The following is a 19,100-nucleotide window of genomic DNA, read 5'->3' as shown; positions in this document are numbered from 1 at the left end:
CTGTGGGAACCGGGCTTGCCCGCGATGGCGGCGACGCGGTCTATCTGCCTTTAACCCGGCGCCCGCTCATTGGCAAACATGCTCACGGCATCCACCGCTTCACTGGCGCCGTCGCGAATCTGCAGAATCACCGTGCCTGCCTGATCCGCCAATTCAACACCCTGCGCAGCACGCCCACGAGTGCCCTCCATGCTCTTGATCGCCTGGCGGGTCTCGCTCTGGATCAAGCCGATCATGCTGGAAATCTCCGCCGTCGAACCGCTGGTGCGCGCCGCCAATTGCCGGACCTCATCCGCCACCACGGCAAACCCGCGACCTTGCTCACCGGCGCGCGCGGCTTCGATGGCGGCGTTGAGCGCGAGCAGATTGGTCTGATCGGCAATCGCGCGGATGGTGTTGACGATCGCGGTGATCTGCTCGGAGCGTTCGCCAAGCTGGGCAATCAAGGTTGAAGACTGCGCGATGTCTTCGGCGATGTCGCGCATTTCACTGGCGGCTTGCTGAATCACCTGCGTACCTTGTTCGGCGACTTTTCGGGTCGCCACCGAGATGTGATAAGCGGCGCTGGCACTGCGCGCGTCCTGTTCATGTTGCTCGACCCGCGCGGTGACGTCCGAGGCAAACTTGACCACTTTGCACAACCGCCCGGCAGCATCGTAAACCGGGTTGTAATTGGCCTCCAGCCACACCGTTTGCCCACGTTTATCGACACGTTCGAATTGTCCATGGAAGAACTCGCCCTGATTCAAGCGCCGCCAGAAATCCTCATAGGCGCTGCTGTTCGTCAGTTCAGCGGTACAGAACAATCGGTGATGTTTGCCCTTGAGCTCGGCAAGGGTGTAACCCATGCGTGTGAGAAAATTCTGATTGGCCGTGAGAATACTGCCGTCGAGGTTAAATTCGATCACCGCCATCGCCCGGTCGATAGCCTGCAGTTTGGCGTTGGATTCGCTTTCCTGCTGCATCTTTGCGGTCACGTCCATGGCGTACTTGACCACTTTCACCACACGTCCCGACGCATCCTTGATCGGGTTGTAGCTGGCCTCAAGCCAAATCGGTTGTCCCTTGCTGTTGACCCGTTCAAACGTGCCGGACAGGAACTGGCCGTTTTTCAAGCGTGACCACATCTCGGTGTATTGCGCGCTGCGCCCGAACGCCGGCGCACAGAAATGCCGATGCGCCTGACCAATCGCCTGTTCCGCCGTGTAGCCCATGGTCTTGAGAAAGTTGTCATTGGCGCGCAGCACCACGCCGTCGAGGTCGAATTCAATCACCGCCATCGAGCGATTGATCGCATCAAGCAGACCGTTCTGCTCGGTAACGGTGTGTTGGAGATCGTCGAGGGCGGACTTCTGGCGATTGAAGAACATGCGTGCAGTACTCTGGAAGTAGGGAAGATGGAGGATTCAGTCCCTATTTCCGCGCTGGCAGACCGAATGCACAGCTGGCATTCGGCGGTGACTGCTCAATGCCAGTGTTCCTTGCTGGCAGTTAGCTACTTATACAAAACTTCAGAAACTTGTACAAGAAAGTCATTTTATGCGTTTTTGTACAAGTTTTCAGGCGCTGGCGTGATTGGACGCAGTGCGCGTCAAGGCGACGCTGACAGTATTGCGGCCCGTGTGTTTGGCGGTGTAGAGCGCTTTATCGGCATCGTCTAGCCATTCGAGTGCGTCCGTATAAGCGTTTTGATAACACGCCAGACCGATACTCAGGCTCACTCGCAACTCGGGAACGTCGGGGTGACGATACTGTTGCAGGGCATTGCGCAACTGCTCCATCAGTGTTTCGGCCTTGTTCAGCGGCAGATTCGGCAGAATCACGCAGAACTCGTCACCGCCATAACGCCCGGCCAATTCATGCTCATCGAGCAGGTTTCTGAGCTCCTTGCTCATCTGCCGCAACGCGGCATCGCCGACGATATGTCCATAGCTGTCGTTGATCATCTTGAAGTGATCGATGTCGATCAGCGCGAGCATCGCTTGAGTGTTGTGCTGGCGACACTGTTGAAACTTCAGGTGCAGCAGGTCTTTCCAGGCGCCGTGATTGAGCAGGCCGGTCAGGCTGTCGGTTCGGCTCAGGGCACTGAGAGCGCGTTTGTGTTGAGAGAGTTTGATCGCCAGGCGATAGCAGACCATGCCCAACGCCAATGGATACAGGGTGAGCATCGGCAGACAGGCCCAGACTTGTGTCTGCGTCATGGTCAGGTTGAATTTGACGCCGAAGATCGACCAGCCCAGTAGCACACCGGCGAGCTGGGCGAGGGCGCCGAACACGAACAGTCGATAGCCGCCGGCGGCGACGTTGTTCATGGTCATCATCGACAGGATGGTCACGGTAGTCAGCGGGCTGAACTGAAAACTCGCCGCCCAGAATCCCCCGCACAGCGAGTCATACAACAGGTTGCGGCGTTCGGCCTGATAGGGGAATGCCGAGCGCGTCGACACTTGATAGGCCAGATGCGGCCAGAAAAAGCCGTTGAACACCAGTAATGCCCAGAGCCAGCCCGGCAGGTTCAGCGGATACAACGCGGCCCCGACGCTGAAAAAACCGATACCTAGCCCAATGGCCCGTGGCAGGTAAATGCGTCTGGCGAATGACAAGCCTTTGCCGCGTTGGTTTTCCATGGTGCCCTGCGCGAAATTCATCCTGAAATACTTTGCAGTATATTTTTTCAGGTCGACCGTCCGTCGGTCGATTGTCGGACATTGTCATTTATTCCAACGGGAATAATCAGTGTCCTTCCGAGCCATTTACGCGAAGGCAGGTGCAGGGGGGAGGGTTTTACAGTTGGTAGTGCGCGAGGAACATCTCCAGCGCCGACTCCGCCACCGTGTTCTGCATCTCGACATCAAGCGCCGCGCGGCCCATCGACATCTGCGGCCAGAAACCAAAGGTCTTGAGCAAGCCCTGCACCTGATGCGCAGCGAATTGCGGATCGACCGGTTTCAAGCGGCCATCGGCCTGCGCGGCACGAATCCACACGGTCAGGCCTTCCTCGCGCTCACCCATGCGCTCGACCATGTTTTGCGCGCGTTCCGGCGAATGAATGGTCGCGGCAATCGCCACTCGCGCCAGGGTCAGGAAGTTTTCGTCAGCCATCATCTGCACTTTGGCCTGGAGCATCTGCCGCAATTGCTCGCGCAGTGGCTGTTCAGGGTTGTACGTCACCGCCTGCTCGGCGCTGATCCGCGTCCATAACTGGTTGAGAATTTCGGCGAACAGCTCTTCCTTGCTGGGAAAATGGTTGTACACCGTGCGCTTCGACACACCGGCGGTGGCGGCGATCCTGTCCATGCTGGTGATCTCGAAACCGTTGTCACGGAATTCGGCAATCGCCGCCTGAATAATGGCTTCGCGTTTACGGTCGGTGAGTCGCTGTGGAGCTGTCATAAGTACGCTTCGGCAGAGAAAGGTTGAAATTACACTTGGTAGTTTACTTGTCATCCACTTTGATGCAACCTAGAAACTACACCGACCAGTGTAATGTTGCGTTAATCCCCGCAACCTAAAAAACAGAAAGTTCGGCCTGTGCGTGCAGCCTTGGCCATTTATCGTCCCACCGCGAAACACCGTGAATTACACGGTGTTTCTGGAGTCATTCAGTCATGGCCAATCCAGTTTCTCTCCCGGATCACACATCCACGCCTGAAGCCTCTCGCCAGGATCAAGGGCTGTTCCGCAACCACGCGCCAGTGCAGCGTGAAGGCCTGCGCAAAATGCTGCGGATCATGTGGAAGATGATTTTCCACAAGCCACGCAACACCCGCCCGGCTGCAGCGATTCCAGTACAACCACTGACCCGCGAAGAGCTGCTGGCGGCGCCCAACCACAGCGTCTTTCGCCTCGGTCATTCGACCCTGCTGCTGAAGCTGCGCGACAAATTCTTTATCACCGACCCGGTCTTCGCCGAGCGCGCATCGCCGGTGCAGTGGGCCGGACCGAAACGTTTCCATCAACCTCCGATCAGCATTGACCAGTTGCCGCCGATCGAAGCGGTGATCCTCTCGCACAATCACTACGACCACCTCGACTACGAAGCGGTGCTCAAACTTGCCGCCAAGACCAATTACTTCCTGACCCCGCTGGGCGTCGGCGACACCTTGATCAAATGGGGCATCGACGCCAGCAAAGTGCGCCAGTACGACTGGTGGCAGGGCACCGAAATTGCCGGCATTCGCTTCGTTGCCACGCCATCACAACACTTTTCCGGCCGCGGTCTGTTCGACGGCAACAGCACGTTGTGGGCGTCGTGGGTGATGATCGACGGCGACACCCGAATCTTCTTCAGCGGCGACAGCGGTTACTTCGACGGCTTCAAACGCATCGGCGAACAATACGGCCCGTTCGACCTGACCTTGATGGAAACCGGCGCCTACAACGTCGAATGGCCGCACGTGCACATGCAGCCAGAAGAAACCTTGCAAGCGCACATCGACCTCAAGGGGCGCTGGCTGTTTCCGATCCACAACGGCACGTTCGATCTGGCGATGCACGCCTGGCATGAACCGTTCGACCGGATTCTGGCGCTGGCCTGGGAACGTAGCGTTTCCATTACCACACCACGGATGGGTGAGGCGTTTAACCTGGCGCAGCCGCAACGTGGAGAGGCGTGGTGGTTGGCGGTTGAAGGGGAGAGCGAGGCGGTGGTACAGAGCGCCTGACGACCTTTCGCGTCAAGCAAACACCACTTCAATTCGGCCCTCTTTTCGGGAACGGGGAGCCGCCTTAACGACAATTTGCACATCTCGTCCGAGATGAGAAAGGCACTCCATCATTTTGGCCTCGCTGATACCGCGAAATTTCCCGCGCAGCATTTCGGATAGTTTGGGTTGTGAAAGTCCCAAAATCTCCGAGGCCTGAATTTGAGTGAGATGGCGTGCCTTGATGATCTCGCCGATCTTTGCCGCCAACTGGGCTTTGACCTGCATTTCGCTGCAATCAGGCAAGCCGAGATCCTGGTAGACGTTCCCGCTACCTTCTTCAATTTCTATCATTTTCTGATCCTTTCGCATGGTCCTGAGCGGCTCTAAGTCTGCTTCGGATTAGATCGACGTCAGCCTGAGCAGTCTTAATCCCACTCTTCGACTTCTTCTGAAAACAGTGCAACACATAAATGGCACTGCCGAAACGAACCGTGTAAATGGCGCGGTAGGTGTTGGTATCGAAGTCTTCGATCAGCTCCAGTACACCTGAGCCTCCAAACCCTTTCAGGGGTTTTGCATCTGGATGCTTCAAACCACTCTGGGCCAAATCCAGTGCATAACCAAAAACATCCTGTACGTCTTTGGGCATCTGCTTGAGATCTTTCTTGCTACTGCAGATCCACAAGAGCGGCTTCCTTGCACTCATGCGGAAATATACCTATTTCGGAATAAAGATCAACTCGTTCTCTCAATCAGCCATCGCATAATCCCCACGCCCCACCGATTCCGATGAAGCGCACTGACCACTCGCACTACGCCCCGGTGCAAATCCCGGAAAGAACACCAACCCCTGCGCCTCAAACCGGTAAGCCAACGCCAGCCGTGCCGCATCCGCGACCTCCTGCTGCGCCTCGAACCGTTGAATGTCTTCCACCGCAACCTCAGCCTCGCGCGACAGTTGCTCCGCGCTCCAGCCCAGCATCGCTCGGGCCTGGACGCAATGCGTCGGGGTGAACTGGAAAAGGGCAATGCGTTCGAGGATGTGGTTCATCGCAAGAGAGGCCATGGTGTGCTCCGGGCTCAAGAGTGCTGATTGAAAATGTACTGTGTTTTTGTACAGTTGTTTTCGGCCGGGATCAAACGCATTTTTTGATTTGCCCTAGTTCGCCGCCTGCAACCAGACGGACGGTGCCTGACCTAGGATCCGCCGGAACATCGTCGAGAACGCCGCCGGGCTTTCATAACCGAAGTCCAATGCAATCCGCGTTACCGCTTCGCCCGCCGCCAGCCTGGCCAGCGCGAGCACCACGCAGGCACGCTGACGCCACTGGCTGAAACTCAGCCCGGTCTGTTGGCGAAAGAGTCGATTGAAGGTGCGCAAGCTTACGTGCAACTGCTCCGCCCACTGTTGCGGTGTTTGATGCGCATTGGGTTGATGCAGAAAACTCTGACACAGCGCGAGCAGCTTTCCGTCAGCCGGCAGCGGAATGTGCAAGGGCAGCGGCGCACTGCGCGCCAGTTCATGCAGGAGCAAATCGATCAACACACCATCGCGGCCCGCCTCGTCGTATTCCAACGGCAACTCCACCGCCTCCATCAGCAAATGCCGTAGCAGTGGCGACACACTGATTACCTGGCAACGCTCACCCAGATCCACCGCTTCCGGTTCGATGTACACACTGCGAGTGCTGACCCCGAGCATCAACACCTCATGCGCCACCCCCGGCGGAATCCACACCGCCCGCTGCGGCGGCACCACCCAGTTGCCGTCATGGGTGCTGACCTGCATCACCCCGGTCGCGCCGTAGAGCAATTGCGCCCGTCGGTGCGTATGACGCGGTAACAGATGACCGTAGGAATAATCCGTACCGATTGCCACCACCGCGCGCGGCGTGTCATCCAGCAGATTGATCGAAACATTGCGCATCGAGCGATTCTCAAGGGTTGGCGTAAACGCAAACATTATTGGCTGAGTTGCTGAAGCAGGCCAAGTCGTCCCGCTCTATCTTCGTGAGCTTTCCCTAAAAGGACGCCGCGAAATGTTCTACCTCTTGCTCACGCTCTTCGGCTGCCTGACCGGCATCACCGCCGTACTGTTCGGCTTCGGCGGCGGCTTCGTCGTTGTGCCGCTGCTGTATCGCCTGCTCACCGCCAGCCACGGCGCCGACGACCCGATCGGCCAATCGGCAATGCACATCGCCGTCGCCACCTCGACCTGCGTGATGATCGTCAACGCCCTGATCGCCACCGACAAACATCGCCGCGCCGGCAACCTCATCCGCCATTACCTGTGGCCATTGGGTGGGTTTGTTGCCGTGGGCTCAGTGGTCGGCGCGATAGCGGCGGTGTGGGTCAGTGGCGAGGTGATTCGCTACGCGTTCATCGCCTACCTCGGCGTGACCATTGTCGACTGCCTGCTCAGACGCGGATTTCTCACTCAGAACGCAAACGTCATCCCACGCCGACTTGGCAGCACGGAAACTTCCGCAGGCGGTGTAGGCATCGGCGCCATCGCGACGTTTCTCGGTGTAGGAGGCAGCGTCATGACCGTGCCGCTGTTGCGCCGTTGCGGCCTGAGCATGTCGCAAGCGACGTCCATGGCCAATCCGCTGAGCGTTCCGGTGGCAGTGGCTGGGACGCTGACGTACATGGCGTTGGCCGGGTTCAGTCAGGCTGAGTTGGGCGCCTGGTTTGTCGGGTATGTGGATCTGCTCGCGTTTGCGGTGCTGACGGTTGGCTCGCTCATCGGGCTTCGATTGGCCGCGCCATGGATTGGGCGGATCCCGGATCGGGTGCATGCCTGGGTCTATATTGGTTTGCTGGTCTTGGTGATGCTGAGTATGTGGACGAAATGAACTGCTGCTTTGTATCTTTGGAAGTCCAGACGAAAAATTCGAACGCCTCAAGAAAAAAACGCGGAGAGAAACCATGTCGATCATTGAAAGTGACTGGAAGAAGTTCAAGGAACTGCGCAAAATCGCACTCGACCGGTTTTGCCAAGGCGTTATCACCGACACCAGAACCATCACTCAGCACGGAGCCCTTTCGGCGCATGCGCGCTACGGCATGATCTACGGACTGATCAATGATCGGAACCACGACATGGCCCGCATGTTCGATGACCTCGCTCGATCCTCCGCACTATGGAAGTTGACCTTGATGGTCTCGCATGACCTTTTGACTGACGCGGAGTTATCAATCTTGAGCGATGATGCGCGCAAGTTACTTTCTGATATTGAGCGTCGGCATTATGAAATTGAGTGGGTCGATGAAATTGCTCATGATGACTGACCATTCTCCCCAGCACTTTCCAGAGAATCAGAATGTTGATCTTCAATTGCACCGAAGCCGCCAGCAAGTTTTTCAGTCGTGTCCACAAGGGCAAAAAGATCACGCCGGTGGACACTAATCCGCCGTCCTCCATCATTGAAGATGATGAGTCGAATGGCGCTGACGAGCAGTGGCTGGTGCACGCGATAACGGTACAACGCAAGCATGTTTTGTTGGTCATTCACGTCCAGACCCGCTATTGCCTGATTTTCGCTGATGCGAAAAAGGCTGACACAGAAGACTTTGTTGATCGATTTGTGGATCGTTGGGTCAAGGGGATAGTGATCAACGCACATCATCATGACCTCGGGCAGTGCCTTAACCCTGAGTTGATGTTGGCGCGGCTGAAACAGACTTGTGAGCATCAACGGTTCTATCGACGTAGCCATCGCAGCGCGCAAAAACACATTGATGAGATTGCATGGATTTTCCAGGACAAGGTCGCCCATACGGCGTCTTTGCCGCCGGATGAAATCACAGCGATGGTATTTGACGAGCAAATGAATGACACGCCGAGGAACAGCAAGGGCGCCAAGTCTTACTACTTTCCGAATGAGGAAATGGCGCTTCACTGGCTGCGTCATTACTGCTTTCTTGATGACGTCCAGCTTCATGCTGCCAAGGAGCGTCGGCAACAAATGGTTCGAGAAATTGCTGCCCTCGAGCGCGAAGCCTGGCTTGAAAAGTACGAGCAAGAAAACTCGAATAGTTAAGCCGCCCCCGCCATAATCCGCAGCGTATTTTTCAGCGCCGGCGCCTGTGTGCCGACGCGACCTCCGACTCCTTCAAGGATTGATTCATGCTCAAGGGACTGATGCGCCTGGCACCATATGCCGCACCGCTGTTCACACTGATTTCCACTGCCCATGCCGAAGATGGCCGGCGCGTGTTTACCGGCACATTGGGCAAGACGGCGATTGTTGTTGAACTCAACACCACACAGCAGGACGAAGTCACCGGACGCTATTTCTACGAGAAATATCACCGCGACCTGGCACTCAGCGGTTCGCTGCAGGACAGCACGCTGAGCCTCGTCGAAGGCAATAACCGCTACGGTGACGACAAGCCGCTGCCGACCTTGAAGCTGGAAGAAACCGGCAGCGGCTGGCAGGGCGAATGGCAAAGTCCGCAGGGCAAAAAGCTGCCGGTGAAACTCACCGAGGCCAGACTTCTCGCGCCCACCTCAGCAACTTTGCCGTTCATTGCCGCACTGCAATACGGCGAGCCTTACGAGTATTTGCGCCTGCAGGGACTCAAGCTCAAACCGGCGAAGAAAGAAAACTTCATGGGCTACGACCTGCAGTGGTGGACGGAGCCTGAGACAAAGATTTCGCTGTTCAGCGTGGAGTCCGGATTGTCGAAAGATGATCAGCAACGGGTTAACCAGCAGTTGCTCGGGCGCCTCTGGAATGAAGTCATCAGTTACCACAGCTGCCAGTTACAGGGCGGGGAGAACGTGGAGTTCATGCAACAGGCAGAACCGAAAATGATCTCGCCAGCCGTGGTCAGCTTGAACATATCGACCAGCTATTACTGCGGCGGCGCGCATCCCGACTTCGGCGATTCACCCCTCAACATTGATGTAAAAACCGGTCACCCATTGTCACTCGAAGATGTGCTGTGGGTCGGAGAAGGCAAACCGCTGCTACATGCCGAGCGCGATAGCCAGGGCGACAAACCGCTGAGCAAGGCCGAAAGTGACGCGCGTTATCAGTATGAAAGCAAAGAGTTCGTACCTTGGGTGATCAAGCAATTCACCGCCCTGTACCCCACAGAAATGAAGAAACCGACGGGAGATGACGACTGCAACTTCCAGGATGAGAGCATTTGGGGCACTTCACCTTGGTACTTTACCGAGAAGGGCTTGTACCTCGGCGCCTACTTCGCTCGCGTGCAACGCTCCTGCGATAGCCCCGACTGGTCGATCCTGCCGTACTCCGTCATCAAACAACACCCCGGCGCCGTCAACCTGCAACTGCCCCAAAGCTAACCGTCACTCCAGCCCCGGCGCTTCACGAATAATGAAGTGATCCAGGTTCTCGATATTGGCATTGAAGACCTCGAAAGGCTTTTCGGGGTTCTTCTTGCCCGGCACCTGCTTCAACTCCGGCGTCACCCCATAGAAGAAACAGAACAACGCCTTGTCGCTATCCGCCGCGTGCTTGATCTCCTCCAGAAACGCCTTGCGCTTGCGGTAGTTGTCGATCAGCTTCTTGTTCAGATAAACGCTGACCGGGTACGGCTTTTTCTTACTGTCTTCGGGCTTCTTGAACCAGACCTTGTCCTCGAAATCGATACGAAAACTGGCGCCGCTGTGGAAGTCCTCGATCTTCTTGATCCGCCCCCAGTAAATCAGCCCATTGTTGTCCGTCAGATACTCGATCTTCTTGAAGAACGAACTGTACGGCGCCGAATGCTCGCCGACCTTGAACGGCATGCGCTTGAGCAACTCCTTGTCCGCGAAGTTCGAAACAAAACACTCCACCGGATGCGCAAACACACTGGTCTTGTCCGGCGCCGATTCACGACCCGCCGACTCTTTACCACCGTCCGCCACCACCCGCACCGGATCATCCCGCAACACATCCGCCGCCCCCGCTGGCGCGACAGGCTTGCGCACATATTCACGCCGGGTCAGTAGCAACTCTGAAGGGAAGTGTTCCTCGCGACCGTCATCCACCTCGCCATCTGCCGTCTCAACGCCAGACGCTGAAGCCTTCAAACTCACATACGGACAACCCGCCACATGCTGCGTAGTGGGCAGATTCTTGAAGTGGGGCGTGCGCACGTAATTCACGTTCTTGGCGTTGAACGTCCCCAGTTCGTTTGACGCCTCGAACGCCGAACGACAGGCATCGTTGGGGCACTGGAAGTGTTCCTTCGCCGAGTCAAACGCCACCGTCTCATCGAAATTGAGATCGCGAACATCATAGATCGACAACTTGTCGTCGAGGCTGAGGCAGTAGGCGAGATCGAATTTCATGGTGAGGCTCAAGTCCTTGAGTGGGGGAGGGGTATTAATAGCGGGAGGCGGGGCAGGTTGCACTGATTGTTTACAGGATGATGCAAAACCTGTAGGAGCCAGCCTGCTGGCGATTATCGGCACCAACCAAATTTCAATCCTCACACCGACAATCGCAGGCCAAACATCACCCTGTGGCGAGGGAGCTTGCTCCCGCTGGGCTGCGGAGCAGCCCCAAGCATTTTGAACCGCAAAAAATCCGCTGCTTGAAACCTAAGCAGCGGATCTTGAAACCATCAGCAACCGCGCAACAATCGCGAAGCCTTACGCCACCAGGATTCCTGTCGATTAAACGGATCATTCGCTAACAAACAGGGCATATCTCGCAACCGAATCCACGGCTCATCCTGCCAGTGCAACGTACTCAGCGACATCTGCGGCCAACTCAAAACACTCAACGTCGGACGCTCGACAGATTGCGACGGTCGAGCATCACGCAGCGTTGGCACAACCTGAAGCGTCACCCACTCACGAAGCTGTCGGTACTCAGGACAGTAGTGATAGATCAGCAAGGCGTACACGCCGGATTCACTCACCATCCACTGTTCTTCCGTTTCGCCGAAAAGCTCCACGCACATCAACTGACGCTGATCAGCATCGAGTTTGCGTAGCTGGCGCTCATCAAGATGTTTACCCATCAACCGGCCCAGTTCATGGACGCAGAACCACGCCTGGTTCTCCACCAGAAGGGCATGCAGGTGTGTTTTGTTGCGGGTAAACCGAGTTGGTAAAAGTGGCTCAGACATGGCGGGCCTCCGGAGTCGGAAGCGACGAGAGCGTTCTGCGGGTACAGCGATTCACCTTCATCATGAAGGTTTGGTATCCAGGCATTTCCATTTACCTCTGGCTGCTTTCTTAGGGCATTCGTTAGGGTGTCGGGAGCTAAGAAACCCACCAGAGACGGGCCGGACATATTCCCCTTTCGGGTCTTGTATTCGCCCACTCCCGACATAACGGGATTTTTCGCAGACGTAGAGAAACCGCAGACGAAAAAAAGCCGCATGACTGTCGGGTGCGGAGAACCGCTCTGGTTTGTAGAGTTTCTTAGGCTCGGAGCTGAGGGTAGGGGGATCAGGGATAGTCGTCAACCAGCGACTTTTCCTACTGGTCACGAGGCGAAAGGAAACCTGGACAAAGACGCAGAGTAAATTATGCTGTGTATGCATCCAGTATTTGATCGCCATTGAATCCCCCAGCACCCATATCCGTGTCGCCACGACCCATCTCACGGAATCCAGGAAATTTCATTTACTTTGAAGTTTTGCGGGCTAGAATGGTGACCATTCGTCACAGCTTTGACCCAGAGGAATTTCGGGCTCATGAATCTTTTTGAAACACCGTCTTTTGAATCCTTGAGCGAAGCAACCTCGGGTTCGTACGAGCCTGATACCCATCCCGTTACTGATCTGGCGCTGCTGCACAAGCTGCTGGAGATCTACGACCAAGGGCAGTTGGCTGAAATTCTCAACGACGTTAGCCCGAGCCACTGGTGCCGTGAAACCATCAATCGCTGGATCAAGGGAAAGGCCTCGCCGAAGCTCTCTCACATTGAGTTCACTCGTCTGAAGGATCTGCTGCCCAAGCGCTTGAACCACAAACCTTCATTCACCTTTATCGATCTCTTTGCCGGCATTGGCGGTATCAGGAAAGGGTTTGAAGCCATCGGTGGCGAGTGCTTGTTCACATCCGAATGGAACAAGTACGCCGTTAAAACGTACAAGGCGAACCACTACTGCGATCCTGCTCGTCATCGCTTCAATCTCGATATCCGCTCGGTCACGCTTTCAGACAAGCCCGAAATCAGCGACGAGGAAGCCTACAAGAACATTGATCGCGAAATTCCTGATCACGATGTTCTGCTGGCAGGTTTCCCATGCCAGCCGTTTTCTCTTGCAGGTGTCTCCAAGAAGAACTCCCTAGGGCGTAAGCACGGTTTCGAGTGCGAGACCCAAGGCACTCTGTTTTTCGACGTGGCGCGGATTATCGCCGCAAAACGCCCGGCCGCATTTTTGCTTGAAAACGTGAAAAACCTGAAAAGCCATGACAAGGGCAATACGTTCCGGATCATCTGCGAAGCGTTGGATGAGCTGGGCTATGAGGTTGCAGATGTAAATGCGCCAAAAGGATCAGATCCGAAGGTCATTGATGCCAGGCATTTCGTGCCACAGCATCGTGAGCGAATCGTGCTGGTCGGCTTCCGCCGTGATCTCAATGTTCACCAAGGATTCACCCTGCGCGACATCAGCAAGCTCATACCAAAGCAGCGACCTAGCTTTGGTGATCTGCTCGATAAAGAAGTGGAAGAGAAATACATTCTTACTCCGAAGCTTTGGGATTATCTCTACCGGTATGCCGAGAAGCACCGTGAGAAAGGTAATGGCTTTGGCTTCGGTCTGACGCGTCCTAACGATGTGGCTCGTACGCTTTCTGCCAGATACCATAAGGACGGCTCAGAAATCCTAGTAGATCGCGGGTTTGTAGATAGTTTGGAATTCCATAGTGAGCTTAATCAGCTCAACCGTCCGCGCCGGCTGACACCTCATGAGTGCTCTCGCTTGATGGGTTTCGACAAACCTGGGGAAAGTAAATTTGTAATTCCTGTTTCCGATACCCAAGCTTATCGCCAGTTTGGTAACTCAGTGGCAGTCCCGGTTTTTGAGGCTGTGGCTCGTTTGATGAAGGATCGGATATTGGCTGCGAAGGAAAAAAACGCGGAAGAGGAAAGACCACAGCTGGAGTTTGCGCTTCCTGAGTAAAGGGGAGCATCCTCGGCAGAATATGGAGTCTTGTGGTTCTCGTGACTCCTTTTCTAAATGCAATAGATAGCTCAAAGCGAACCTGGAGTATGCGGGCTCCGAGAGTACTCAAAACGAGCTGAGCTATCGACTGCACGGAGGTGAGTTTTGGTTGATGTCGTGGACGCTGTAACCCGCTCCCGAATGATGTCTGGTATTAAAAGTAAAAATACCAAGCCAGAGGTGTCGATACGCAAAGCTTTGCATGAACGTGGGTTTCGTTATCGTATACATGACAGTAATCTCCCGGGTAAACCTGATCTGGTGTTACCAAAATACAACGCGGTTATATTCATTCATGGCTGTTTTTGGCATCGGCATACCTGCCGATATTTCAGATTGCCTCAGACGCGCCCTGATTTCTGGTTGGATAAAATCGAAAAAAATCAAGCTAGAGACCAGATGCAAGAGTCCGCTCTCCTGAGCCATGGGTGGCGTGTTCTCATCGTTTGGGAGTGCGCTGTCAGATCAATGAATAGAGAAAAATCTTTCGTATTGATTGACCTGATAGCGGAGTGGCTGATAAATGGTAATGAGTATTTACAAATAGATGAAAGCTCATGTTCACCGACCGTATTAGCGACTATTTTGAAGGCGTCGCCGCCAAATATTTGAGTGCTGTGGATGCCGATCCGGGCCGTTCGAATCAGCATGAAATTGGAGGTTTGCCTGCAGCCGGGTTCAAGCAATATTTAGGTACACCTGGGAAAAATGACGAGTATCGGTTTAAAGCAAAGCAAATTTATTTTAAAGACGATTCTGATTCTCTCGAGATCAGTGAGGGGTTCGTTACGTGGTACGACTGTAGGCGAAAACAGCCTCATCGAAGTGCGGAGTTCCGTCTTTACTATTATTCAAGCGCTGTCACTGAGCTGATTGAAGAGGGTGATTTCCTCCTCGTGGCGAAGATGCTTGATGGAACATTGCTGATGATATTCACGCCTGCGGATAGCACGATTGAAAGTCAGCTACGTCTTGTTTTTGGTTTGAAAGCCGTAAGTGAGAGTTTTACTCCCGGTACATTGGATGCGGTTCAGTTGCTCTTGCCTCTTCGTCTGGTGTTGGAAGAGCTAGGCATTGAAGTGAGCCGACCTGAAAGGGGGGATGATGTTTGGCTTGAACAGCTTATAAATAAATTTGGTGGAGACTCCTTTCCAACCACCTCTGCATTTTCTGCTTACGCTAGATACTCAATACAAGATTCGGTGGATCCATGTGGAAGTCCGGATCAAACAATTGTTCAGTGGATGGAGCATGAAGAAAAACTATTTCGTATTTTTGAGCGATATTTAGTCCAGCAGCGTCTGAGCTTAGGATTCGGAGTGGGTGGGTGCGATGTTGAGGGGTTTATTAGTTTTTCATTGAGCGTGCAAAATAGGCGTAAATCTCGTGTTGGGCATGCATTTGAGGGGCATATTTACGAACTTTTTTTTCAGAATAAACTATTGTTTGAACAAGGGCGGGGAAAGGGAGGCATTACTGAAAACGGTTCCAGGCCAGACTTTATATTTCCAGGGTTCTCCTCTTATCATGATTCGGCTTTTTCAATCGATAATTTGTTTATGCTTGGCGCTAAAACCACCTGTAAGGATCGGTGGAGACAAGTTTTGAGTGAGGCCAAGAAAATTAAAAAAAAGCACTTGATTACTTTGGAGCCAGCGATCAGCCAGAGTCAGACGTGTGAGATGCAGTCTCACGATTTGCAGTTGGTTATCCCTGAATCAATTCATTCGACATATTCTGCGTCGCAGAGAGATTGGTTGCTTAGTGTCGAAGAGTTTATAGATTTGATCAGGCATAGGCAGGGCTTGGTGTGATCGATTTTGTAGCTTTAAGAAAAGGAATGTGAGTTGAAGGATTTAATCGGATTTGAGCGCGAAGTAGAGTGGGATAGGCCATTTTTCAAGGTTTTGAGAAAAAATGAAACGGGAGAAGGTGAGGGTAATCAGTCCGGATTTGTCGTTCCGGTTAGTTTAAGGCAGTATTTGCCATTTATTATCGGTGAGCCGACGAGCGAAATGCCTACAGTCGGGATGCGGCTGGACGTGAGTCTTTACTTGAAAGGCGAGTTGATAACCTCCGTTTCAACACGCTATCAGCTTCAGTCATGGCGGGGTAGCAATAAGCGCGAAACTAGAGTGACAGGAAAGCTAACTTCGCTATTGGATGATGCAAAAGAGAATGACCTGCTTGTTGTGAGTAGGAGGCGTAGCGCTATAAATTGCTATCGTTTTAACTTAATCCCTGAAAGTTCCGCAGAGTTTTCTCTTTATATTGGTCTGGTTAAAGGGCGGAGATGGGGGAGCTTGTGGGAATTTGAGGCGCCTGAATCATTTTATGAAGAGCTTGAGGTGGCCGAAGAGAAAGAGGAAGTGAGGGAGAGTTTGCCGTTTTCTTTATTTGATTTTGATAGAGAAAAAACTACAACCGTTGTGCAAAAAAGAGCAAGATCACAGGTCTTTAAGAGAAGGGTTATAGCAGCGTACAACTATAAATGTGCTGTCTGTGCTGGGGGGCTAAAGTCACCTGGCGGCTTTTATGAGTTGGAGGCGGCTCATGTCGTTCCTCACTCGGCGGCAGGCGCGGATGATGTAAGAAACGGTTTGGCCTTGTGTCGCTCACATCATTGGGCTTTTGATAAAGGGCTTTTTGGGGTGAATTCGAATAGAGAGCTCTTTGTTCCGGATTTGGTAATGGCGATGCCGGAGAATAATGATTTAGTCGGATACCATGGAAAACCTTTGTATGGGCCAGAGTCTGAGGATCTTCAAGTAGATCTAAGCGCCTTTAATTGGCATTGGGATAATGCATTTATAGGTTGTTAGGCCGCAGTGCTGAATTTTAGGAGCGTTAATTGTAAGGTGCTCCAATCGAATAAATAAAAACCCTGGTTTTTAGCCAGGGTCTTTGATGAGGTTAGATAGCAACTGCTAGGATTATCAATCCCAGCTCAACGCCCCACCAGTCTGATACTCAATAACCCGAGTCTCAAAGAAATTCTTCTCTTTCTTCAAGTCCATAATTTCACTCATCCAAGGGAACGGATTCGTAGTCCCTGGATACTCTTCTTTCAAACCAATCTGCGACAAACGACGGTTAGCGATGAACTTCAGGTAGTCCTCCATCATCGCCGCGTTCATACCCAACACCCCGCGAGGCATGGTGTCACGCGCGTATTCAATCTCCAGCTGCGTCCCTTGCAGAATCATCTGGGTCGCTTCTTCTTTCATTTCGGCATCCCACAGGTGTGGGTTTTCGATTTTGATCTGGTTGATCACGTCGATGCCGAAGTTCAAGTGCATGGATTCGTCGCGCAGGATGTATTGGAACTGCTCGGCGACGCCGGTCATTTTGTTGCGGCGGCCCATGGAGAGGATTTGGGTGAAGCCGCAGTAGAAGAAGATGCCTTCCAGAACGCAGTAGTAGGCGATCAGGTTGCGCAGCAGTTCTTTGTCGGTGTCTGGGGTGCCGGTTTCGAACTTCGGATCGGAGATCGAGCGGGTGTACTTCAGGCCCCAGGCGGCTTTTTTAGCGACCGATGGGATCTCGTGGTACATGTTGAAGATTTCGCCTTCATCCATGGCCAGCGATTCGATGCAGTACTGGTAGGCGTGGGTGTGGATCGCTTCTTCGAAAGCCTGGCGCAGGATGTACTGGCGGCATTCCGGGTTGGTGATCAGGCGGTACACCGCCAGTACCAGGTTGTTGGCAACCAGGGAGTCGGCGGTGGAGAAGAAGCCGAGGTTGCGCATGACGATGCGGCGCTCGTCGTCGGTCAGACCTTCCGGGTCTTTCCAGAGGGCGATGTCGGCGGTCATGTTGACTTCTTGCGGCATCCAGTGGTTTGCGCAACCGTCCAGATATTTCTGCCAGGCCCAGTCGTACTTGAATGGTACGAGTTGGTTGAGGTCGGCGCGGCAGTTGATCATGCGCTTTTCGTCAACGGCGACACGGGCGGAGGCGCCTTCGAGTTCGGCGAGGCCTTCGGCGACGTCGAGGGAGTTCAGTGCAGCCTTGGCGCGGGCGACAGCGGCCGAGTCGTCGGCGGTCACGGCGCGGGCTTCGATCGCGGCGGCACCGCCAGCGTTGTCGAGGCGGTCCATGTTGGCTTCAGTAGCGTGGCCGGCGTTAGCGCCTTTCACGGTTGCTACTTCACTGTCTTCTTTGTCGAATTCGTCCCAGCTCAGCATGACGTGTCGTCTCCTGCGTGAGGGCCTGTCGCCCGTGTGAAACCTGATTGGTTGGTTTTTCACACGGTCGTACAGACCGCGTTGGATCTAAAGGAATCGTTCTTTGCAGCAGCTAAACGCAGGCATCAAACAGAATTTTGTACGGGTTTCCGAGAGCCTCTGACGGGCGCAGATCACGTTGGACGCGACTGCGGGGCTTCAGAATGGCTTTTGATCCCTGTAAGGGAATATTGCTGACCCGATTAGGGCGGCATTATAGGGAAAAAAATGCACTCGTGGGGGAGGCGAATCAGCACAGGGCGGTCGATCAGGAAGGGGGTTTGAGTCGGAGCGAGGGTTTACAGGGCTTTCGCGGATGTTGGCCTGTGAGAATTTTTTTTGATTAATTTTTTCGTCGGGGTTTGGTTGTTCAAAATTTGAGCAAAAAACCGCGTTTTTCACTATATCTTGTGTTTTGCAAGCCTTTTGCACGACTTCAAACACAACTGAGCCCGACCTAAGTCGGGCTGGAATCGACCCTCAATGAGGCGCTGAGAGATCCAATTCGGTGCAGTCTGAAATCATCAATTGGTGCAGCCGTTGCCCATGACGCTGTAACGCAGGATGTGACGCTGGCCTTTGGAGTCGTCGTATTCCATTTTTGCCGGTACTACTTCGCAGACGTTCGGAATTTCACTCATCGATACGACGTTGGCGATGTCCAGGTGGGTGGAGTAAGTGTATTCCTCGATAACCGGTTGTTGCTGTGCGACATCAGTCGGAACCTCATCTGCCATGGCGGTTGCGCACAGACTGCTGAGGGCCAGAACCAATAAAGCTTTCATTTCAAATTTACCTTTTTAAGGTCGAGTGGGGTCACGCAACCTTTTTAGGGTTGCGTGTGGAACTTCATCATTTGCGGTTATTACTTGAGAGCTGGATTAACGGCCTTCGTGGGGGCTGTAACGTTGTTAATCGCGTTTGCCTTGTCGGCGAGGTGGATTTTAGGGAGATGGGGCGGGGGTAAACAGAGCGCGTTTTGATAAACACCTTTGGCAGATTTGGTAACAATCCCCGAAATCACCTCAATCCCCGTGTAGGAGCTGCCGGAGGCTGCGATCTTTTGATCTTGCCTCTA

Annotated in this window: 19 protein-coding genes and 2 pseudogenes; 9 read left to right on the top strand and 12 right to left on the bottom strand. The window is 53.9% G+C overall.

Annotation, left to right across the window (positions count from 1 at the left end; translation table 11 throughout):
• Window positions 1-50: 50 nt before the first annotated feature.
• The 4 genes and pseudogenes from QOL84_RS29605 to QOL84_RS26900 form a co-directional block, all read right to left on the bottom strand.
• Window positions 51-488 (bottom strand): annotated as a pseudogene (locus tag QOL84_RS29605) (methyl-accepting chemotaxis protein); the annotation flags it as partial.
• A gap of 108 nt (window positions 489-596) precedes the next feature.
• Window positions 597-1,280, bottom strand: a pseudogene (locus QOL84_RS29600) (PAS domain-containing protein); the annotation flags it as partial.
• 279 nt (window positions 1,281-1,559) lie between these two features.
• Window positions 1,560-2,627 carry a diguanylate cyclase gene (locus QOL84_RS26905; protein ID WP_283439484.1) on the bottom strand — a complete coding sequence of 356 codons (1,068 nt, stop codon included), beginning with the start codon at window positions 2,625-2,627 and terminating at the stop codon, window positions 1,560-1,562.
• Between the two features lie 157 nt (window positions 2,628-2,784).
• A complete protein-coding gene (locus tag QOL84_RS26900) occupies window positions 2,785-3,393 on the bottom strand; it encodes a TetR/AcrR family transcriptional regulator (protein ID WP_283439187.1) in 609 nt (202 codons plus the stop codon).
• 215 nt (window positions 3,394-3,608) lie between these two features.
• Here QOL84_RS26900 and QOL84_RS26895 point away from each other — a divergent pair, with 215 nt between their 5' ends.
• A complete protein-coding gene (locus tag QOL84_RS26895; protein WP_283439186.1) occupies window positions 3,609-4,664 on the top strand; it encodes an MBL fold metallo-hydrolase in 1,056 nt (351 codons plus the stop codon).
• 12 nt (window positions 4,665-4,676) lie between these two features.
• Here the strand turns inward: QOL84_RS26895 and QOL84_RS26890 are convergent, their stop codons facing one another.
• The 4 genes from QOL84_RS26890 to QOL84_RS26875 all read right to left on the bottom strand — a co-directional run bounded on the left by QOL84_RS26890 (window position 4,677) and on the right by QOL84_RS26875 (window position 6,573).
• Complete coding sequence (locus QOL84_RS26890) at window positions 4,677-4,997, bottom strand: helix-turn-helix domain-containing protein (protein WP_283439185.1); 321 nt, start codon at window positions 4,995-4,997, stop codon at window positions 4,677-4,679.
• Window positions 4,984-5,352 (bottom strand): type II toxin-antitoxin system RelE/ParE family toxin, encoded by a 369-nt coding sequence (locus QOL84_RS26885; RefSeq protein WP_283439184.1) that lies wholly within the window; start codon window positions 5,350-5,352, stop codon window positions 4,984-4,986. The genes QOL84_RS26890 and QOL84_RS26885 overlap by 14 nt, the downstream gene beginning before the upstream one ends.
• A gap of 42 nt (window positions 5,353-5,394) precedes the next feature.
• Window positions 5,395-5,712, bottom strand: a complete 318-nt coding sequence (locus QOL84_RS26880; RefSeq protein WP_283439183.1) for an XRE family transcriptional regulator — start codon at window positions 5,710-5,712, stop codon at window positions 5,395-5,397.
• A gap of 93 nt (window positions 5,713-5,805) precedes the next feature.
• Window positions 5,806-6,573: an AraC family transcriptional regulator gene (locus tag QOL84_RS26875; protein WP_283439182.1), complete on the bottom strand. Its 768-nt coding sequence runs from the start codon at window positions 6,571-6,573 to the stop codon at window positions 5,806-5,808.
• Window positions 6,574-6,685: 112 nt separating this feature from the next.
• Between QOL84_RS26875 and QOL84_RS26870 the strand changes: the two genes are divergently transcribed.
• The 4 genes from QOL84_RS26870 to QOL84_RS26855 all read left to right on the top strand — a co-directional run bounded on the left by QOL84_RS26870 (window position 6,686) and on the right by QOL84_RS26855 (window position 9,966).
• Window positions 6,686-7,501: a sulfite exporter TauE/SafE family protein gene (locus QOL84_RS26870; RefSeq protein ID WP_283439181.1), complete on the top strand. Its 816-nt coding sequence runs from the start codon at window positions 6,686-6,688 to the stop codon at window positions 7,499-7,501.
• 73 nt (window positions 7,502-7,574) lie between these two features.
• Complete coding sequence (locus QOL84_RS26865) at window positions 7,575-7,937, top strand: hypothetical protein (RefSeq protein ID WP_129395139.1); 363 nt, start codon at window positions 7,575-7,577, stop codon at window positions 7,935-7,937.
• Window positions 7,938-7,969: 32 nt separating this feature from the next.
• Entirely contained in the window at window positions 7,970-8,689 is a 720-nt protein-coding gene (locus tag QOL84_RS26860; RefSeq protein WP_283439180.1) for a DUF6933 domain-containing protein, read from the top strand.
• 86 nt (window positions 8,690-8,775) lie between these two features.
• On the top strand, window positions 8,776-9,966 hold the full coding sequence (locus QOL84_RS26855) for a hypothetical protein (RefSeq protein WP_283439179.1): 1,191 nt from the start codon (window positions 8,776-8,778) through the stop codon (window positions 9,964-9,966).
• A gap of 3 nt (window positions 9,967-9,969) precedes the next feature.
• On the opposite strand, the gene QOL84_RS26850 is transcribed toward QOL84_RS26855, so the two are convergent.
• Both QOL84_RS26850 and QOL84_RS26845 read right to left on the bottom strand, forming a co-directional pair.
• Window positions 9,970-10,959 (bottom strand): hypothetical protein, encoded by a 990-nt coding sequence (locus tag QOL84_RS26850; RefSeq protein WP_283439178.1) that lies wholly within the window; start codon window positions 10,957-10,959, stop codon window positions 9,970-9,972.
• A gap of 275 nt (window positions 10,960-11,234) precedes the next feature.
• Window positions 11,235-11,744, bottom strand: a complete 510-nt coding sequence (locus QOL84_RS26845; protein ID WP_283439177.1) for a BRO-N domain-containing protein — start codon at window positions 11,742-11,744, stop codon at window positions 11,235-11,237.
• A gap of 573 nt (window positions 11,745-12,317) precedes the next feature.
• On the opposite strand from QOL84_RS26845, the gene dcm reads away from it, so the two are divergent.
• The 4 genes from dcm to QOL84_RS26825 all read left to right on the top strand — a co-directional run bounded on the left by dcm (window position 12,318) and on the right by QOL84_RS26825 (window position 16,618).
• On the top strand, window positions 12,318-13,754 hold the full coding sequence (dcm, locus tag QOL84_RS26840) for a DNA (cytosine-5-)-methyltransferase (RefSeq protein WP_283439176.1): 1,437 nt from the start codon (window positions 12,318-12,320) through the stop codon (window positions 13,752-13,754).
• A gap of 147 nt (window positions 13,755-13,901) precedes the next feature.
• Complete coding sequence (locus tag QOL84_RS26835; protein ID WP_283439175.1) at window positions 13,902-14,408, top strand: very short patch repair endonuclease; 507 nt, start codon at window positions 13,902-13,904, stop codon at window positions 14,406-14,408.
• A complete protein-coding gene (locus QOL84_RS26830) occupies window positions 14,354-15,610 on the top strand; it encodes a type II restriction endonuclease (RefSeq protein ID WP_283439174.1) in 1,257 nt (418 codons plus the stop codon). Before QOL84_RS26835 ends, QOL84_RS26830 begins: the two co-directional genes overlap by 55 nt.
• Window positions 15,611-15,643: 33 nt before the next feature.
• The gene (locus QOL84_RS26825) at window positions 15,644-16,618 is read left to right on the top strand and encodes an HNH endonuclease (RefSeq protein ID WP_283439173.1); all 975 of its coding nucleotides are present in this window, start codon (window positions 15,644-15,646) and stop codon (window positions 16,616-16,618) included.
• A 114-nt stretch (window positions 16,619-16,732) separates the two neighbouring features.
• Here the strand turns inward: QOL84_RS26825 and QOL84_RS26820 are convergent, their stop codons facing one another.
• Window positions 16,733-17,983, bottom strand: coding sequence for a ribonucleotide-diphosphate reductase subunit beta (locus QOL84_RS26820; RefSeq protein WP_008084848.1), 1,251 nt, complete (start codon window positions 17,981-17,983; stop codon window positions 16,733-16,735).
• A 563-nt stretch (window positions 17,984-18,546) separates the two neighbouring features.
• Complete coding sequence (locus QOL84_RS26815; RefSeq protein ID WP_008084846.1) at window positions 18,547-18,807, bottom strand: DUF2790 domain-containing protein; 261 nt, start codon at window positions 18,805-18,807, stop codon at window positions 18,547-18,549.
• Window positions 18,808-19,100 lie beyond the last annotated feature (293 nt).

This window comes from Pseudomonas helmanticensis, from assembly GCF_900182985.1.
Classification (GTDB): domain Bacteria; phylum Pseudomonadota; class Gammaproteobacteria; order Pseudomonadales; family Pseudomonadaceae; genus Aquipseudomonas; species Aquipseudomonas helmanticensis.
The sequence above is the reverse complement of the archived record's forward strand: the minus strand, read 5'-3'. Positions and strand labels throughout refer to the sequence as shown.

Excerpts from the sequence above, each read along its gene's own strand:
- QOL84_RS26890 (WP_283439185.1), bottom strand. The coding sequence starts at position 4,997 with ATGATAGAAATTGAAGAAGGTAGCGGGAACGTCTACCAGGATCTCGGC.
- QOL84_RS26875 (WP_283439182.1), bottom strand. The coding sequence starts at position 6,573 with ATGCGCAATGTTTCGATCAATCTGCTGGATGACACGCCGCGCGCGGTG.
- QOL84_RS26880 (WP_283439183.1), bottom strand. The coding sequence starts at position 5,712 with ATGGCCTCTCTTGCGATGAACCACATCCTCGAACGCATTGCCCTTTTC.
- QOL84_RS26820 (WP_008084848.1), bottom strand. The coding sequence starts at position 17,983 with ATGCTGAGCTGGGACGAATTCGACAAAGAAGACAGTGAAGTAGCAACC.
- QOL84_RS26900 (WP_283439187.1), bottom strand. The coding sequence starts at position 3,393 with ATGACAGCTCCACAGCGACTCACCGACCGTAAACGCGAAGCCATTATT.
- QOL84_RS26830 (WP_283439174.1), top strand. The coding sequence starts at position 14,354 with ATGTTCACCGACCGTATTAGCGACTATTTTGAAGGCGTCGCCGCCAAA.
- QOL84_RS26905 (WP_283439484.1), bottom strand. The coding sequence starts at position 2,627 with ATGGAAAACCAACGCGGCAAAGGCTTGTCATTCGCCAGACGCATTTAC.
- QOL84_RS26870 (WP_283439181.1), top strand. The coding sequence starts at position 6,686 with ATGTTCTACCTCTTGCTCACGCTCTTCGGCTGCCTGACCGGCATCACC.
- QOL84_RS26860 (WP_283439180.1), top strand. The coding sequence starts at position 7,970 with ATGTTGATCTTCAATTGCACCGAAGCCGCCAGCAAGTTTTTCAGTCGT.
- QOL84_RS26865 (WP_129395139.1), top strand. The coding sequence starts at position 7,575 with ATGTCGATCATTGAAAGTGACTGGAAGAAGTTCAAGGAACTGCGCAAA.
- QOL84_RS26815 (WP_008084846.1), bottom strand. The coding sequence starts at position 18,807 with ATGAAAGCTTTATTGGTTCTGGCCCTCAGCAGTCTGTGCGCAACCGCC.
- QOL84_RS26845 (WP_283439177.1), bottom strand. The coding sequence starts at position 11,744 with ATGTCTGAGCCACTTTTACCAACTCGGTTTACCCGCAACAAAACACAC.
- QOL84_RS26895 (WP_283439186.1), top strand. The coding sequence starts at position 3,609 with ATGGCCAATCCAGTTTCTCTCCCGGATCACACATCCACGCCTGAAGCC.
- QOL84_RS26885 (WP_283439184.1), bottom strand. The coding sequence starts at position 5,352 with ATGAGTGCAAGGAAGCCGCTCTTGTGGATCTGCAGTAGCAAGAAAGAT.
- QOL84_RS26855 (WP_283439179.1), top strand. The coding sequence starts at position 8,776 with ATGCTCAAGGGACTGATGCGCCTGGCACCATATGCCGCACCGCTGTTC.
- dcm (WP_283439176.1), top strand. The coding sequence starts at position 12,318 with ATGAATCTTTTTGAAACACCGTCTTTTGAATCCTTGAGCGAAGCAACC.
- QOL84_RS26850 (WP_283439178.1), bottom strand. The coding sequence starts at position 10,959 with ATGAAATTCGATCTCGCCTACTGCCTCAGCCTCGACGACAAGTTGTCG.